The sequence below is a fragment of the Pseudomonas sp. MHK4 genome, assembly GCF_054600775.1.
On sequence record NZ_BAAIAK010000016.1, the window covers coordinates 1 to 15,017 of the forward strand.

At 61.2% G+C, this 15,017-nt stretch carries 15 protein-coding genes; 8 read left to right on the forward strand and 7 right to left on the reverse strand.

The genetic code is table 11. The annotated features are described in order from the left end of the window. Nucleotides 1-70: 70 nt before the first annotated feature. From ACYP2Q_RS27720 to ACYP2Q_RS27730, 3 genes are all read right to left on the reverse strand, one after another. Nucleotides 71-826 (reverse strand): DeoR/GlpR family transcriptional regulator, encoded by a 756-nt coding sequence (locus ACYP2Q_RS27720; RefSeq protein WP_459733398.1) that lies wholly within the window; start codon nt 824-826, stop codon nt 71-73. A gap of 95 nt (nt 827-921) precedes the next feature. Further along, nucleotides 922-2,427 (reverse strand): glycerol kinase GlpK, encoded by a 1,506-nt coding sequence (glpK, locus tag ACYP2Q_RS27725; RefSeq protein ID WP_459733399.1) that lies wholly within the window; start codon nt 2,425-2,427, stop codon nt 922-924. 75 nt (nt 2,428-2,502) lie between these two features. Beyond that, complete coding sequence (locus tag ACYP2Q_RS27730; protein ID WP_459733400.1) at nt 2,503-3,354, reverse strand: MIP/aquaporin family protein; 852 nt, start codon at nt 3,352-3,354, stop codon at nt 2,503-2,505. Nucleotides 3,355-3,692: 338 nt separating this feature from the next. Here ACYP2Q_RS27730 and ybaK point away from each other — a divergent pair, with 338 nt between their 5' ends. Next, nucleotides 3,693-4,163 carry a Cys-tRNA(Pro) deacylase gene (gene ybaK, locus ACYP2Q_RS27735; RefSeq protein ID WP_459733401.1) on the forward strand — a complete coding sequence of 157 codons (471 nt, stop codon included), beginning with the start codon at nt 3,693-3,695 and terminating at the stop codon, nt 4,161-4,163. A 109-nt stretch (nt 4,164-4,272) separates the two neighbouring features. Here the strand turns inward: ybaK and ACYP2Q_RS27740 are convergent, their stop codons facing one another. Both ACYP2Q_RS27740 and argF read right to left on the reverse strand, forming a co-directional pair. Further along, nucleotides 4,273-5,382 (reverse strand): ABC transporter ATP-binding protein, encoded by a 1,110-nt coding sequence (locus tag ACYP2Q_RS27740; protein ID WP_459733402.1) that lies wholly within the window; start codon nt 5,380-5,382, stop codon nt 4,273-4,275. Then, nucleotides 5,379-6,299, reverse strand: a complete 921-nt coding sequence (gene argF, locus ACYP2Q_RS27745) for an ornithine carbamoyltransferase (protein WP_459733403.1) — start codon at nt 6,297-6,299, stop codon at nt 5,379-5,381. The genes ACYP2Q_RS27740 and argF overlap by 4 nt, the downstream gene beginning before the upstream one ends. Nucleotides 6,300-6,774: 475 nt before the next feature. Here argF and ACYP2Q_RS27750 point away from each other — a divergent pair, with 475 nt between their 5' ends. The 7 genes from ACYP2Q_RS27750 (at nt 6,775) to ACYP2Q_RS27780 (ending at nt 13,447) form a co-directional block, all read left to right on the forward strand. Next, on the forward strand, nt 6,775-8,880 hold the full coding sequence (locus ACYP2Q_RS27750; RefSeq protein ID WP_459733404.1) for a molybdopterin oxidoreductase family protein: 2,106 nt from the start codon (nt 6,775-6,777) through the stop codon (nt 8,878-8,880). A gap of 97 nt (nt 8,881-8,977) precedes the next feature. After that, a complete protein-coding gene (gene grxD / locus ACYP2Q_RS27755; RefSeq protein WP_128605459.1) occupies nt 8,978-9,319 on the forward strand; it encodes a Grx4 family monothiol glutaredoxin in 342 nt (113 codons plus the stop codon). A gap of 233 nt (nt 9,320-9,552) precedes the next feature. Beyond that, on the forward strand, nt 9,553-10,212 hold the full coding sequence (locus ACYP2Q_RS27760; RefSeq protein WP_459733405.1) for a FadR/GntR family transcriptional regulator: 660 nt from the start codon (nt 9,553-9,555) through the stop codon (nt 10,210-10,212). Then, nucleotides 10,202-11,500 (forward strand): CynX/NimT family MFS transporter, encoded by a 1,299-nt coding sequence (locus ACYP2Q_RS27765; RefSeq protein WP_459733406.1) that lies wholly within the window; start codon nt 10,202-10,204, stop codon nt 11,498-11,500. Before ACYP2Q_RS27760 ends, ACYP2Q_RS27765 begins: the two co-directional genes overlap by 11 nt. 100 nt (nt 11,501-11,600) lie before the next feature. Continuing rightward, nucleotides 11,601-12,071, forward strand: a complete 471-nt coding sequence (locus ACYP2Q_RS27770) for a nuclear transport factor 2 family protein (protein WP_459733407.1) — start codon at nt 11,601-11,603, stop codon at nt 12,069-12,071. Between the two features lie 40 nt (nt 12,072-12,111). Further along, nucleotides 12,112-12,423 (forward strand): GIY-YIG nuclease family protein, encoded by a 312-nt coding sequence (locus ACYP2Q_RS27775; RefSeq protein ID WP_459733408.1) that lies wholly within the window; start codon nt 12,112-12,114, stop codon nt 12,421-12,423. 88 nt (nt 12,424-12,511) lie between these two features. Then, on the forward strand, nt 12,512-13,447 hold the full coding sequence (locus ACYP2Q_RS27780) for a glutathione S-transferase family protein (RefSeq protein WP_459733409.1): 936 nt from the start codon (nt 12,512-12,514) through the stop codon (nt 13,445-13,447). A 58-nt stretch (nt 13,448-13,505) separates the two neighbouring features. Here the strand turns inward: ACYP2Q_RS27780 and ACYP2Q_RS27785 are convergent, their stop codons facing one another. After that, nucleotides 13,506-13,856: a glutaredoxin family protein gene (locus ACYP2Q_RS27785; RefSeq protein WP_459733410.1), complete on the reverse strand. Its 351-nt coding sequence runs from the start codon at nt 13,854-13,856 to the stop codon at nt 13,506-13,508. Further along, the gene (gene yejK / locus ACYP2Q_RS27790) at nt 13,856-14,860 is read right to left on the reverse strand and encodes a nucleoid-associated protein YejK (RefSeq protein WP_459733411.1); all 1,005 of its coding nucleotides are present in this window, start codon (nt 14,858-14,860) and stop codon (nt 13,856-13,858) included. The genes ACYP2Q_RS27785 and yejK overlap by 1 nt, the downstream gene beginning before the upstream one ends. Nucleotides 14,861-15,017 lie beyond the last annotated feature (157 nt).

The window sequence follows — 15,017 nt, forward strand, 5'->3', positions numbered from 1 at the left end:
GCGATGGCGGCCTGAATGACGCCATCGCCGGCAAGCCGGGCTCCTACAGGTTGTTTAACGGCCTGCGGCGTTAAACAACCTCCAACCGAATCTTGTGCTGATTCAACAACTGGGTCAGCGCCGGCACCGGCTCCTGGTCGGTGACCAGGCAATCGATAAGGCTGATCGGCCCCAGGCGGATCATGGCGTTGCGCCCGAACTTGCTGGAGTCGGCGGCGAGAATCACCTTGCGGGCGTTGGCGATGATCGCCTGGGATACCCGCACTTCCTGATAATCGAAATCCAGCAGGCTGCCGTCTTCATCGATGCCGCTGATGCCGACCAGGGCAAAGTCGACCTTGAACTGGTTGATGAAATCGACACTGGCCTGGCCGACCACGCCACCGTCACGCCGCACATTGCCCCCGGTCAGCAGCACATCGAAGTCGTCCTTGGCGCTGAGCATCGAGGCCACATGCAGGTTGTTGGTGATGATCTTCAGGTGACTGTGGTTGAGCAGGGCGCGGGCAATGGACTCGGTGGTGGTACCGATATTGATGAACAGCGAGGCGTGGTCGGGGATCTGCGCGGCAATGGCTTCGCCGATGCGCTGTTTCTCATCGCGCATCTGATCGGCGCGCATGGCGTAGGCGGTGTTTTCAACACTGGAATCGTAAGCCGCGCCACCGTGGTAGCGGCGCAACAAATTGGCTTCTGCCAGTTGATTGATATCGCGGCGGATGGTCTGCGGGGTAACAACGAACAGCGTGGCCATTTCCTCGATGCTGACATAACCGCGTTCGCGGACCAGTTCGAGGATTTGCTGCTGACGGGGAGGCAGATTCATGGGGCGTCCTTTGGGCTGCCGTGCAAAATTTGCCCATGATGCCGCAGGAATCTGCTCCCTGCCAGTTACATACGGATACCAGCCCGCATCCCGGTTTATTCAGCTTCGTCTTCAGCTGCCCAATCGCGGGTGCGGCTGACCGCTTTTTTCCATCCTGCGTAGAGTTTTTCCTTCGCCGCTTCATCCAGCGTCGGCTCGAACCTGCGTTCGATCACTGCCTTGCCACGCAGCTCTTCCAGGCTGCCCCAGAAACCACAGGCCAGGCCCGCCAGGTAAGCGGCGCCCAATGCCGTGGTTTCGCGCATCTGCGGTCGCTCGACCTGGGTGCCGAGGATGTCGGCCTGGAACTGCATCAGGAAGTTGTTCGCCACCGCGCCGCCGTCCACGCGCAGGGCCTTGAGGCGTTCGCCGCAATCCTGCTGCATCGCATCGAGCACGTCGCGGGTCTGGTAGGCAATCGACTCCAGCGCAGCGCGAATGATGTGATCGACGCGCACGCCACGGGTCAGGCCGAACAATGCGCCACGGGCATAGGGGTCCCAGTACGGCGCGCCGAGGCCGGTGAAGGCCGGCACCAGGTACACGCCGTTGCTGTCCTTGACCTTGTTGGCGAAGTATTCGGTGTCGTGGGCGTCGTTGATGATCTTCAATTCGTCGCGCAGCCACTGGACGGTGGAGCCGCCGTTGAACACCGCGCCTTCGAGCGCATAGGCCACTTCACCACGGGGGCCGCAGGCGATGGTGGTGAGCATGCCGTGGTTGGACTTCACGGCTTTGTCACCGGTGTTCATCAACAGGAAGCAACCGGTGCCGTAGGTATTTTTGGCCTGACCGGCTTCGACGCACATCTGGCCGAACAGCGCGGCCTGCTGGTCACCGGCAATGCCGCCGATGGCAATACCGCTTTTGGTGTGGCCGTAAATCTGCGACGACGATTTCACTTGCGGCAGCATTTCCCGCGGGATATCCAGCAGTTCCAGCATCTTCGCATCCCACTCCAGGGTGTGGATGTTGAAGAGCAGGGTGCGCGAGGCGTTGGTGTAGTCGGTGACGTGCACCTTGCCGCCGGTAAATTTCCAGATCAGCCAGCTGTCGACGGTGCCGAACAACAGCTCACCGTTGCGCGCCCGTTCGCGGCTGCCTTCGACATTGTCGAGAATCCACTTGAGCTTGGTGCCGGAGAAGTATGGGTCGGTGACCAGGCCCGTGGTGTCGCTGATGTATTGCTCATGGCCATCGCGCTTGAGCTGCTGGCAGATCTCGGTGCTGCGCCGGCATTGCCAGACGATCGCGTTGTAGATCGGGCGGCCGGTGTTCTTGTCCCAGACCACGGTGGTTTCACGCTGGTTGGTGATGCCGATGGCTGCGACCTGATCGTGATGCAAGCCCGCTTGCGCCAAGGCCTCGACCATCACCGCGCTTTGGGTGGCGAAGATTTCCATTGGGTCATGTTCGACCCAGCCAGCTTGCGGATAATGCTGCGCGAACTCGCGCTGGGCGGTGCAAACCACGTTGGCGTCGCGATCGAAAATGATCGCGCGCGAGCTGGTCGTACCCTGATCGAGGGCAATGATGTAGTTCTTATTCTGAGTGTCGGTCATGTCGATTGCCTTGGACGAAAAAGGGGAGTGAAGCCTGGCGCGCGTACAAAGGGGCAGGGTCGCGCGCCGGGGGTATCAAGAAATTCCGGGCTTGCCGTCAATCGCCTGTGTTGCATCCTTTGTAGCAGGTGCGGCACCGGGCAGGTGACGGGCAATCAGGCCGCGGTAGGCGGCAGCACCCAGGCAGGCACCGACAATCGGTGCAAAAACCGGAACCAGGAAGTACGGAATATCGCGACCGCCAGTGAAGGAAATTTCACCCCAGCCCGCGAAGAAAGTCATCAGTTTAGGACCGAAGTCCCGGGCCGGGTTCATCGCGAAGCCGGTCAGCGGCCCCATCGAACTGCCAATCACCGCAATCAGCAGGCCGATCAGGATCGGTGCCAGCGGACCATTGGGCAGGCCATTGTTATCGTCGGTCAGCGACATGATCACGCCCATCAGGATGGCAGTGATGATCACTTCGACCAGGAACGCCTGGGCGGTGGACAGGCTCGGGTTGGGGAAGGTGGAAAACACCGACGCCAATTCAAGGCTGGCTGCGGAGCCGCGAACCATTTGGTGAGTTTGTTCGAAATCGAAGAATAGATTGCTGTACAGCGTGTACACCAGCAAGGCGCCGCAAAAGGCGCCAGCCACCTGGGCGACGATATAGAAAGGCAGTTTGCGCTTTTCGAAGTCGGCAAAAATGCTCAGCGCGATACTGACGGCAGGGTTGAGATGAGCGCCGGAAACCCCGGCGGTCAAGTAGATCGCCATGCTCACGCCGACACCCCAGATAATGCTGATTTCCCACAGGCCAAAGCTGGCACCCGCGACCTTGAGAGCGGCAACGCAGCCAGTGCCGAAGAAGATCAGCAGCGCAGTCCCCAGGAACTCGGCCATGCATTGGCTCGAGAGTGACGGTTGTTGTAAAGCAGTTGTCATTGAAACCTCATTGTTTTTCTTGTCTGACGCTTTCATTCCTGCAGGTTCAAAGCGCGTTCTTGACTGAGGCAAGATCCCCATCCTGTTCCCGGTTTACAGCGGGTACTGCGGTAAGACTTTTCGCAAAGATTCAGAAACGAAAAAATATAGACAAGAAACGCTGCTGTCAAAGGTCGAAAGTGAACCGACGGTCACAAATAATCTATTAGTTGTGTGAATGATCGCGTCGGCGAGTGGCCGTGGCGCTTTTGCAGCGGTGCGGCAATAGAGCCTTTTGTGAATCAATGTCTTAGAATCCGGAGCAGGATTTTTCTACTGCCACCCAGTCTGGAGCCGTCATGACACCCGCATTGGATTTGCTGAAAAAGGTTCGGGCCGAACACCGTGTGCACAGTTATGAACATGACCCGAAGGCTGCGTCCTATGGGTTGGAAGCCGCGGAGAAGCTCGGACTGGACCCGGCGCAGGTGTTCAAGACCTTGCTGGCGGCCAGTGAGAAAGGCGAGTTACTGGTGGCGGTGGTGCCGGTTGGCGGAAGCCTGGACTTGAAGGCCTTGGCGCATGCGGCCGGGGTGAAGAAAGTCGAAATGGCCGACCCTGCGGCGGCCCAGCGTTCCACCGGTTATCTATTGGGGGGTATCAGCCCGCTGGGGCAGAAGAAGCGCTTGCGCACGTTTATCGACAGTTCGGCCCAGCCGTTGGCGAGCATTTTTGTCAGTGCGGGGCGGCGGGGGCTGGAAGTCGAACTGGCACCGGCGGTGCTGGCGGAGCATACCCAGGCGAAATTTGCCGATATCGGACGCGCTTGAATTGTAGGGGCGAGCTTGCTCGCGATGGACGTCAGGGCACCGCGTGCATTCAGGCAGCCCTCGTTATCGTTGACCACCATCGCGAGCAAGCTCGCTCCTACAGGGGGGATCAGTGCGCGGTGCTAAAGCGCCGAACCCCTGAATCAACCGTCGGAATCTGCGCCGCCATGCTGCCGGATGCCTGGAACAGCACCAGATGTTCCGCCGCGACACGAATGCCGACCTCTGCGCCAATCAGATGATCGACATGGCTCGGGAAGATCGCTTCCAGTTGCGCGCCGGTGAGCATTTGCAGGCGATAAAGCGTCGCGGCACCCTGGAAGGACTTGCCGACGATCCGCGCCTTCAAGGCACTCTCTGGCGCATAGACGATATCGTCCGGACGCAGCAAGACATCCACCGCACCGCCGACCGGCCAGGTGTAGGCACGGTTGCCGCGTAACTCTCCGAGCTCCGTCTGCACCGACTCCGGGCTGCTCAGCTGGCCGCGAATGAAATAACCCTGGCCGATGAAACTGGCCACATAGGGCGTCAGCGGTTCGTGATAGAGGTTGTAGGGCGTATCCCACTGCTCCAGCCGGCCTTCCTTGAACACGCCGACGTGATCGCTGACCGCGAAGGCTTCTTCCTGGTCGTGGGTCACCAGGATCGCGCTGGTGCCGCGGGCCTTGAGAATGTCGCGCACCTCGTGGCTGAGCTTGCGGCGCAGTTCACCGTCGAGGTTGGAGAAGGGTTCGTCCAGTAGCAGCAATTGCGGCTCCGGCGCCAAAGCACGCGCCAGGGCGACCCGTTGCTGCTGGCCGCCGGAGAGCTCGTGGGGATAGCGCTTGCCGAGGTTTTTCAGGTTGACCAGTTCGAGCAGTTCTTCGGTGACGCGATCCTTGTGCGGATGTTTGCGAATACCAAAGGCGATGTTGTCGGCCACGGTCAAATGCGGAAACAGTGCGTAGTCCTGGAACACCATGCCGATCCGGCGTTTCTCCGGCGCGAGGGTGAAACCGGCACTGGAGATGGTCTCGCCCGCCAGTTGGATATCGCCTTCGTGCACGGGTTCGAAGCCGGCGATGGCGCGCAGGGTGGTGGTCTTGCCGCAGCCTGACGAGCCCAGCAGGCAACCGATGTCGCCGGCGTTCAAGTGCAGGTTGAGGTTTTGCACCACGCGCTGGTCTTGATAGCCGCAGGCGAGGTTACGCAGGTTAAGCAGTAATGGCTGGCTCATGCGTGGTGATACGCCGGTTCGACGAGGAACTCGAGCAGGGCTTTTTGCGCATGCAGGCGGTTTTCCGCTTGATCCCAGGCCACCGAGCGTTTGTCGTCGAGCAGGTCGACGCTGATTTCCTCGCCACGGTGGGCTGGCAGGCAGTGCATGAACAGCACGTCGTCTGCGGCCAGGTCGAGCAGGGCGCGGTTGACCTGATACGGCGCGAACAGTTGCAGACGCTTGGCGGTTTCCTCTTCCTGGCCCATGGAGGTCCAGACGTCGGTGCTCACCAGGTGTGCACCGCGCACGGCTTCCTGCGGATCGCGCACGATGCTCACCCGATCGCCGGCCTTGGCCACGAATTCGGGGTTGGGTTCGTAACCTTCCGGGCAGGCCACGCGCAACTGGAAGTCGAACTGGATCGCCGCTTCTATATAGCTGTTGCACATGTTGTTGCCGTCGCCGATCCAGGCCACGGTCTTGCCCTGGATCGAGCCACGGTGTTCGAGGAAGGTCTGCATGTCGGCCAGCAACTGGCACGGGTGCAGGTCGTCGGACAGGCCGTTGATCACCGGCACCCGGGAGTTGGCGGCAAATTCGGTCAGGTTGCTGTGGGCAAAGGTACGGATCATCACGGCGTCGAGCATGCTCGACATGACGATCGCGCAGTCGCCGATCGGCTCGCCACGGCCCAGTTGGGTATCGCGAGGCGACAGGAAGATCGCCTGGCCACCGAGCTGGATCATGCCGGCTTCGAAGGAAATTCGGGTGCGGGTCGAGGACTTTTCGAAAATCATCCCGAGCACGCGGTTTTTCAAGGGCTCGAACAGTACGCCGCGGTTACGCAGGTCTTTGAGCTCAACGCCTCGACGGATCACGCTGACCAGCTCTTCGGGCGTGCAATCCATCAGGGAGAGAAAGTGCCTTGCGCTCATCATTGACTACCTTTTTGCTACAAACCGCAGATGCTCAAAGCCTTGTTTAACGGAACAACGGGCGAGACCTGCGGCGTAAGCCGCACGGGGCGACGAAATAGGGGAAGGCGCGATCTTATAATTAAATGTCGCGTCTTACCAATAGGGCTACGGTTTTTAGGGGATTCGGAGGGGCTATGGAGTGACCGCGATAGCGCTTTTGAAGCCTGTTTCCTGACTGCAGCCAGGTATTTGTACACCGGCTCCGTGGAGCTTGGCAATCAAACGGGGCAGGGATGGTGCACAGTCAGTCGCTTTCCGGGCAGTTATACGTGGCCGCCGCGAGGCTGCTGTCGAGCTGATCGCCGGTGGTTATCGGCCGGCCTGATGGCCACCGATTCACGAGACGAACGTCGCTGGCGCGGTGGCGGGGCTGGCGCCATAGTTTTGTTCCCGCGGTCGCTATTGCCCGCCCAGAACAAGACAGAGACTGGCCATGACCAAGACTCTCCATCACCGTGCGTGCCATTTGTGTGAAGCCATCTGCGGCCTGACCATCGAAACCACTGAGCTCGAAGGCCACCTGCAGATCACCTCGATCAAGGGCGACCCCCAGGACGCGTTCAGCCGCGGCCACATCTGCCCCAAGGCGGTGGCCCTGCAAGACATCCAGAACGACCCGGATCGCCTGCATCAACCTATGCGGCGGGTGGGCAGCGAATGGCAGCCGATCGAGTGGGACGAGGCCTTCGACCTGATCGCCGAACGCCTGGCTGCCATCCAGGCGCGCCACGGGCAAAACGCAGTGGCGGTGTACCAGGGCAACCCCAGCGTGCACAACTATGGGTTGATGACCCACAGCAATTACTTCCTTGGCCTGCTGAAAACCCGCAACCGGTTTTCCGCGACGTCGGTCGACCAGTTGCCCCATCACCTGACCAGTCACTTGATGTACGGTCACGGCTTGCTGTTACCGATACCAGACATCGATCACACCGACTTCATGCTGATCCTCGGCGGCAACCCACTGGCCTCCAACGGCAGCATCATGACCGTGCCGGACGTGGAAAAACGCTTGAAGGCGATCCAGGCCCGGGGCGGCAAAGTGGTGGTGGTCGACCCGCGTCGCAGCGAAACGGCAGCGATCGCCGACCAGCATCTGTTCGTGCGTCCCGGTGGGGATGCGGCGCTGCTGTTCGGGCTGCTCAATACCTTGTTCGCCGAAGGCCTGACCCGCGACAGTCATTTGCCGGTGGACGGCCTGGATGAGGTGCGCGAAGTCGTGGCAGGTTTCACCGCCGAAACCATGAGCCCGTTGTGTGCGGTGCCGGCCGAGCAGATTCGCCAGTTGGCGCGGGACTTCGCCGCAGCGCCAAGTGCGGTTTGCTACGGCCGCATGGGCGTCTCGACCCAGGCCTTCGGCACGCTGTGCCATTGGCTGGTGCAACTGATCAACCTGGTCACCGGCAACCTCGACCGTGTCGGCGGCGCCTTGTGTACCGAGCCGGCGGTGGACCTGGTGGCCTCGACCTCGGGCGGGCATTTCAATTTGTGGCAGAGCCGGGTGTCCGGGCGTCCTGAATACGGCGGCGAACTGCCGGTGTCGGCGTTGGCCGAAGAGATGCTGACCGAAGGCGAAGGGCAGGTTCGCGCGTTGATCACCGTCGCGGGCAACCCGGTGTTGTCCACGCCCAATGGCCGCCAGCTGGAGCAGGCGCTGGACGGCCTGGAATTCATGGTCAGTATCGACCTGTACATCAATGAAACCACGCGTTATGCCGACCTGATCCTGCCGTCCACCTCGGCGCTGGAAAACGATCATTACGACACCACCTTCAATATGTTCGCGGTGCGCAACGTCAGCCGCTTCAATCGCGCCATCCTGCCCAAACCTGAAGGTGCGTTGCACGACTGGGAGATTTTCGTCGGCTTGGCCAAGGCGTTCGCGGCCAGGACGGGCAAGGAGTTGAAGCCCACCATTGCCCCGGCACAGATGATCGACCGCGGTTTGCGCCTGGGACTGTACGGCGACGCGTCGCCGCACAAGTTGTCACTGGCCACCCTGTCCGATCATCCCCATGGGGTTGACCTCGGGGCGTTGAAATCCAATCTGGCACCCCGACTGAAAACCGCCAATCAGCGAGTCCACGCGGCTCCCGTCGCCATCCTCGCCGACCTGGCGCGCTTTGCGGCATTGCAGGCGCCATCCACCGACGAGTTGTTGATGATCGGCCGGCGACATGTGCGCAGCAACAACTCGTGGATGCATAACTATCACCGTCTGGTGAAGGGCAAGCCGCGTCATCAGTTGTTGATGCATCCGCAGGATCTGGCCAGTCGCGGGCTCAACGACGGGCAGCGGGTGCGGGTCAGTTCGAGGGTCGGGGTCATCGAGGTGGAAGTGCTGGCCAGCCTGGATATGATGAAAGGTGTGGTCAGCCTTCCGCACGGTTGGGGCCATGCGCGGCCGGGGGTGCAGATGAGCATCGCCAGCGGCCAGCCGGGTTCCAGCGCCAATGACCTGACCGACGAGTGTCAGCTCGATGAATTGTCGGGTAACGCGGCGTTGAACGGTGTGCCGGTGACCGTGGTAGCGGCCTGATCGCATCTGACGGAGAGACCGAGCAGGGCGCTCGGCTTTCCGTTACAATGCGCCACCGTGCCGACCCATGAGTCGGAAAGTTCAGCCGAGGTGCTCCATGGATATCATCGAAACGATTAAAGAGCAGATTGCCAACAACACCATTCTGCTTTACATGAAAGGCTCGCCGAATGCCCCACAGTGCGGCTTCTCCGCGAAAGCCGCGCAGGCCGTGATGGCGTGTGGCGAAAAATTTGCGTACGTGGATATCCTGCAAAACCCGGAAATCCGCGCCAACCTGCCAAAATACGCCAACTGGCCAACCTTCCCGCAACTGTGGGTCGGTGGCGAGCTGGTCGGCGGTAGCGACATCATGACCGAGATGGCTGCAGACGGATCTCTGCAAACCACCATCAAGGCTGCTGTCGAAGCCGCTGCTGCTGCCAAGTCCGAAGCCTGATACAAGGCATCAAAAAAACCCTTCACGATTAGTCGTGAAGGGTTTTTTTTGCCTGCAGGAGCGAGCTTGCTAGCGATGTACGAGAGGGGTGCGCGGGGTGTCAGGCTTCCAGCGTTACCGTTGACGACCATCGCGAGCAAGCTCGCTCCTACAAGGGGAGGGTTGTCCTCTTGGATGAAGCTGACTAACATGTCAGAAAATTCATCCTATGATTGGATGACAGGGCGAATCCCATGTCAGACATTGCTCCATTAGTTAAACGCTCCCTGGTCGATCAGGCCCTGGAGCAGCTGCGCTTGCGCATCAACCAAGGCGTCTGGGCAGTTGGACAGCGCCTGCCGACGGAGCCCGAGTTGTCCGCTGAATTGGGCATCAGCCGCAACACGGTGCGTGAAGCCATGCGTGTGCTGGCGTTTTCCGGGTTGATCGAGATTCGCCAGGGCGACGGTAGTTACCTGCGGGCACTGGTCGACCCGCTGGATACCCTCAAGGCGTTGTCCCGCTGCTCGCTTGAGCAGGCGCGCGAGACCCGGCACATCCTCGAAGTCGAGGCCATCGGCCTGGCGGCCCTGCGCCGCACCGATGAGGACCTGGTGGCATTGCGCGAGGCGCTGGGCGTCAGTGGCAGCCTCTACCACGGCGACCTCGACACCTACATCGCCTGTGACCTGGTGTTCCACCGCCGCCTGGTGGACGCCGCGCACAACCCGACCCTCAGCGAGCTGTATCGCTATTTCTCAAGCGTTGTCGGCGAACAATTGCGCCACTGCCTGAACATCACACCCCGGCGCCAGGAGGTGTTCGACCTGCACGTCGAGCTGCTCGATGCCGTGGAACAACGGGACCCGGAACGGGCCAAAGCCCTGTCGAGGCAGTTGATCAATGAACCTTGAAACCGAGAGCACCATGTCCAGAGATCTCGCATCACCCAAGCGCTCAGCAGAGCTGGAAGAGCTGTTGATCGATGCCGAGGCCGATGACGAACAGGTCCAGCAAACCCAACCGATCCTGGGTCGGCCGTGGCTGTTGCTGCTGGGGCTGATCCTGGTGGCGCTGAACCTGCGCCCGGCGCTGTCGAGCATGGCGCCGATGCTCAGCGAGGTGTCGAAAAGCCTGGGTCTGTCGGCGTCGCAGGCCGGGTTGCTGACCACCCTGCCGGTGCTCTGCCTCGGCCTGTTCGCGCCGCTGGCGCCGGTGCTGGCGCGTCGGTTCGGCGCGGAGCGGGTGGTGCTGGGCATTCTCCTGACCCTGGCGGGCGGGATCATCCTGCGCAGTTCCTTTGGCGAGATCGGCCTGTTCGCTGGCAGCGTGCTGGCAGGCGCCAGCATCGGTGTGATCGGCGTGTTGCTGCCTGGCATCGTCAAGCGCGACTTCGCCAAACAGGCCGGGACCATGACCGGTGTCTACACCATGGCCCTGTGCCTCGGTGCGGCCATGGCGGCGGGCGCGACGGTGCCCCTGAGCGAACATTTCGACAAGAGCTGGGCCATGGGCCTCGGTTTCTGGGTGATTCCGGCGCTGGTCGCGGCGCTGTTCTGGCTGCCCCAGGTCGGGCAGAAACACGGCGCGCACAACGTGGCGTATCGGGTGCGCGGCCTGCTGCGCGACCCGCTGGCCTGGCAAGTGACCCTGTACATGGGCCTGCAATCGTCACTGGCCTACATCGTGTTCGGCTGGTTGCCGTCGATCCTGATCGGTCGTGGCCTGACCCCGACCCAGGCCGGCCTGGTGCTCTCGGGTTCGGTGATCGTGCAATTGGTCAGCTCCCTCGCCGCACCCTGGCTGGCGACGCGTGGCAAGGACCAGCGCCTGGCGATCGTGATCGTCATGGCGCTGACCCTGGGAGGTTTGTTCGGTTGCCTGTATGCGCCGATCGAAGGCCTGTGGGGCTGGGCGATCGTGCTGGGGTTGGGGCAGGGTGCCACGTTCAGCCTGGCGTTGACCCTGATCGTGCTGCGCTCGCGGGACTCCCATGTGGCGGCGAACCTGTCGAGCATGGCCCAGGGCTTCGGTTACACCCTGGCGTCCATGGGGCCGTTCGCGGTCGGCATCGTGCATGACTGGACAGGTGGCTGGAACGCCGTGGGCTGGATCTTCGGCGTCATCGGCCTGGGTGCGATCATCGCCGGTCTTGGTGCCGGGCGCGCACTTTACGTGCAAGTCGAAAGCGAAAAGGTCTGAGCCCTGGACACTATCGGTATTCGCCCGGCGAATGCCGATAGTGTTCGGCGTATTTGCAGACTATCGTGCAGGCCATCCATCAACTGCACGGAGCCTGCCCATGAGTGATGCCCACAGCGCATTGATCACCCAGTTCTACCAAGCCTTCCAGCGGCTGGATGCCGAGGCCATGAGCGCCTGCTATACCGATGACGTGGTGTTCAGTGATCCGGCGTTCGGCGAGCTTCGCGGGCGCGATGCCGGCGACATGTGGCGCATGTTGACCACCCGGGCCAAGGATTTTTCCCTGACCTTCGACAACGTCCATGCCGATGAGCGCACCGGTGCTGCTCATTGGGTCGCGACCTATCTGTTCAGCAAGACCGGCAACATCGTGATCAACGACATTCAGGCGCGCTTCGTCTTTCGCGACGGCAAGATTTGCGAGCATCACGACCACTTTGATTTGTGGAAGTGGTCGCGTCAGGCCTTGGGTTTCAAAGGCCTGCTGCTGGGCTGGACGCCCCTGGTGCGCAACGCCGTCCGCGCGCAGGCCCTGAAGGGGCTGAAGGCATTCCAGGCCAGTCGCTGATAAGATCGCGGCTTGTTTCCTTTCAAGCCTCGATCGTGCCGTGACCACCCTTAGCGAAAATCCTCCCGATGCAGATTCACCGGTAAGCAAACCCTGGTTCGTCTACCTCGTGCGCGCGGCCAACGGTTCGCTCTACTGCGGGATAAGCGACGATCCCGTGCGCCGCTTCGCCGCTCACCAGAGCGGCAAGGGCGCGCGCTTCTTTCTCTCCAGTCCGGCCGTGGCGCTGGTCTATACCGAAATCTGCCGCGACAAAAGCGAAGCGTTGCGCCAGGAGCGGCTGATCAAGAAACTCAAAAAAAGCGCGAAGGAATGCCTGGTGGCCAGCGCCACCGCCAGCTTATCAATCTGACTGATCGGTGCCCATAAGGTGGATCTGTAGGCTGCCCTGCGAATGCGCGCTAAGCTGCGGATTCCTGATTCTTGCGGCGGAGCCGAGCATGTCCGAGTTGATTCTGCATCATTACCCGACGTCCCCTTTCGCCGAAAAGGCCCGGTTGTTGCTGGGTTTCAAGGGGTTGTCCTGGCGCTCGGTAAAGATCTCGCCAGTGATGCCCAAGCCCGATCTCACCGCCTTGACCGGTGGCTACCGCAAGACCCCGGTGTTGCAGATCGGCGCGGATATCTATGGCGACACCGCCTTGATCGCTCGTCGCCTAGAGCAGGAAAAAGCCCTGCCAGCGTTCTTCCCCGAGGGGCAGGAAATGATCGCCGCGTCCTTCGCTGCCTGGGCCGATTCGGTGGTGTTCCAGCATGCGGTCAGCCTGGTATTCCAGCCGGAATCGATAGCGGTGCGTTTCGGCAATATGCCGCCGGAAGCGATCAAGGCGTTTATCGCCGACCGCGCCGGATTGTTCAGCGGTGGCAGCGCTACACGCTTGTCAGCCGAGCAGGCCAGGCACCAATGGCCGACGATCATGGCGCGCCTGGAGCAGCAGCTGCAGCGCGAAGAGGGCGATTACCTGTTTGGCGAGCCGTCGATTGCCGACTTCGCCATGGCTCACCCGCTCTGGTTCCTCAAGGCAACGCCCGTGACCTCGCCGCTTGTGGATAACTATCCAGCGGTTTCGGCGTGGTTGGCGCGGGTGCTGGGGTTCGGCCACGGTGCGCCGAGCGAAATGACTTCTGAAGAAGCGCTGAGCGTGGCCCGCGACGCGATGCCTGCTGCATTGCCGGATGAGGCGTTCGATGATCCGAATGGTTTCAAGGCCGGTCAGCAGGTGGTGATCGCCGCCACTGACTATGGCGTTGATCCGGTGGCGGGTGAGTTGGTGTTTGCCGGCAGCGAGGAATTGATCGTGCGTCGTGAGGATGAGCGTGGCGGCGTGGTGCATGTGCACTTTCCGCGATTCGGTTTCCGCATCCAAGCACAATAACTTCGCCATACACGACCCTGTAGGAGCTGGCAAGCCAGCTCCTACAGGTCATCGAAGGTTATTTCAGGGCAGCCAAAATCGCATCCGGGTCATACCCGCGAATCAACGTCCCGTTCACATCGATGATCGGAATCCCGCCTCCACCCAACGCCTGATAGGCCTTGCGCGCCTCGGCATCCTTCTCGATGTCGAACTCCTTGTACGGGATGCCCTTCTGGTCGAGAAAGCGCCGGGTCAGCTTGCAGTAGCCGCACCACTCGGTGGCGTAGAGCACGACGTTGGCCTTGGCCTGGGTCTGCTCGGACACCACTTGCGAAGGGTTGAATACCCGCTCGATCTTGCCCCAGTTCTGATAGACCACGACCACCAGCAAGATCAGCAGGAACTTCTTCAATACGCTGCCGAGCATCAGTTGCGGCGCTTGAGCTGGTCGGTGAGCGAGGTCGGGAGGCCCTTGATGATCAGGGTGCCTGCTTCTTCGTCGTACTCGATCTTCGAACCCAGCAGGTGCGCTTCGAAGCTGATGGACAGGCCTTCGGCACGGCCGGTGAAACGGCGGAACTGGTTCAGGGTGCGTTTATCGGCCGGGATCTCCGGCGACAGGCCGTAGTCCTTGTTGCGGATATGGTCGTAGAAGGCTTTCGGGCGTTCTTCGTCGATCAGGCCCGACAACTCTTCCAGGCCCATGGGCTCGCCGAGCTTGGCCTGGCTGCTGGCGTAGTCCACCAGGGTCTTGGTTTTCTCGCGGGCTTCGTCTTCGGGCAGGTCTTCGCTTTCGACGAAGTCACTGAAGGCCTTGAGCAGGGTGCGGGTTTCGCCGGGGCCGTCGACGCCTTCCTGGCAACCGATGAAGTCGCGGAAATACTCCGATACTTTTTTGCCGTTCTTGCCCTTGATGAACGAGATGTACTGCTTGGACTGCTTGTTGTTCTGCCACTCGGACACGTTGATCCGCGCCGCCAGGTGCAACTGGCCCAGGTCCAGGTGACGGGACGGGGTCACGTCCAGCTGTTCGGTCACCGCGACGCCTTCACTGTGATGCAGCAGGGCGATGGCCAGGTAGTCGGTCATGCCTTGCTGATAGTGGGCGAACAGGACGTGACCGCCGACCGAGAGATTGGACTCTTCCATCAGTTTTTGCAGGTGCTCGACTGCCACGCGACTGAACGCGGTGAAATCCTTGCCGCCATCGAAGTACTCCTTCAGCCAACCGCTGAACGGATGCGCCCCGGATTCGGCGTGGAAGAAACCCCAGGCCTTGCCTTGTTTCGCGTTGTAACTTTCGTTGAGGTCGGCAAGCATGTTCTCGATGGCGCTCGACTCGGCCAGCTCGGAGTCGCGAGCGTGTAGAACTGCGGGTGTGCCGTCGGGTTTTTTGTCGATCAGGTGGACGATGCAATGACGGATCGGCATGGGCTTCTCGGCTGATTGAAGACGGGAGGGCGCGCTCCCCGAAAAAGCGCTCAGTGTACCGCAACCACTGGTTTTGGCGCGGTGCGAAGGGCAATTCCAGGGTGGCCGGTGGTGCTTATGCGGTTTTTTCCCGATTTAGAGCAATAAAGCTGACCAA

What these genes read in the sequence shown, in the direction of transcription:
- ACYP2Q_RS27720 (WP_459733398.1), bottom strand. Translation starts at nt 826, where the DNA reads ATGAATCTGCCTCCCCGTCAGCAGCAAATCCTCGAACTGGTCCGCGAA.
- glpK (WP_459733399.1), bottom strand. Translation starts at nt 2,427, where the DNA reads ATGACCGACACTCAGAATAAGAACTACATCATTGCCCTCGATCAGGGT.
- ACYP2Q_RS27730 (WP_459733400.1), bottom strand. Translation starts at nt 3,354, where the DNA reads ATGACAACTGCTTTACAACAACCGTCACTCTCGAGCCAATGCATGGCC.
- ybaK (WP_459733401.1), top strand. Translation starts at nt 3,693, where the DNA reads ATGACACCCGCATTGGATTTGCTGAAAAAGGTTCGGGCCGAACACCGT.
- ACYP2Q_RS27740 (WP_459733402.1), bottom strand. Translation starts at nt 5,382, where the DNA reads ATGAGCCAGCCATTACTGCTTAACCTGCGTAACCTCGCCTGCGGCTAT.
- argF (WP_459733403.1), bottom strand. Translation starts at nt 6,299, where the DNA reads ATGAGCGCAAGGCACTTTCTCTCCCTGATGGATTGCACGCCCGAAGAG.
- ACYP2Q_RS27750 (WP_459733404.1), top strand. Translation starts at nt 6,775, where the DNA reads ATGACCAAGACTCTCCATCACCGTGCGTGCCATTTGTGTGAAGCCATC.
- grxD (WP_128605459.1), top strand. Translation starts at nt 8,978, where the DNA reads ATGGATATCATCGAAACGATTAAAGAGCAGATTGCCAACAACACCATT.
- ACYP2Q_RS27760 (WP_459733405.1), top strand. Translation starts at nt 9,553, where the DNA reads ATGTCAGACATTGCTCCATTAGTTAAACGCTCCCTGGTCGATCAGGCC.
- ACYP2Q_RS27765 (WP_459733406.1), top strand. Translation starts at nt 10,202, where the DNA reads ATGAACCTTGAAACCGAGAGCACCATGTCCAGAGATCTCGCATCACCC.
- ACYP2Q_RS27770 (WP_459733407.1), top strand. Translation starts at nt 11,601, where the DNA reads ATGAGTGATGCCCACAGCGCATTGATCACCCAGTTCTACCAAGCCTTC.
- ACYP2Q_RS27780 (WP_459733409.1), top strand. Translation starts at nt 12,512, where the DNA reads ATGTCCGAGTTGATTCTGCATCATTACCCGACGTCCCCTTTCGCCGAA.
- ACYP2Q_RS27785 (WP_459733410.1), bottom strand. Translation starts at nt 13,856, where the DNA reads ATGCTCGGCAGCGTATTGAAGAAGTTCCTGCTGATCTTGCTGGTGGTC.
- yejK (WP_459733411.1), bottom strand. Translation starts at nt 14,860, where the DNA reads ATGCCGATCCGTCATTGCATCGTCCACCTGATCGACAAAAAACCCGAC.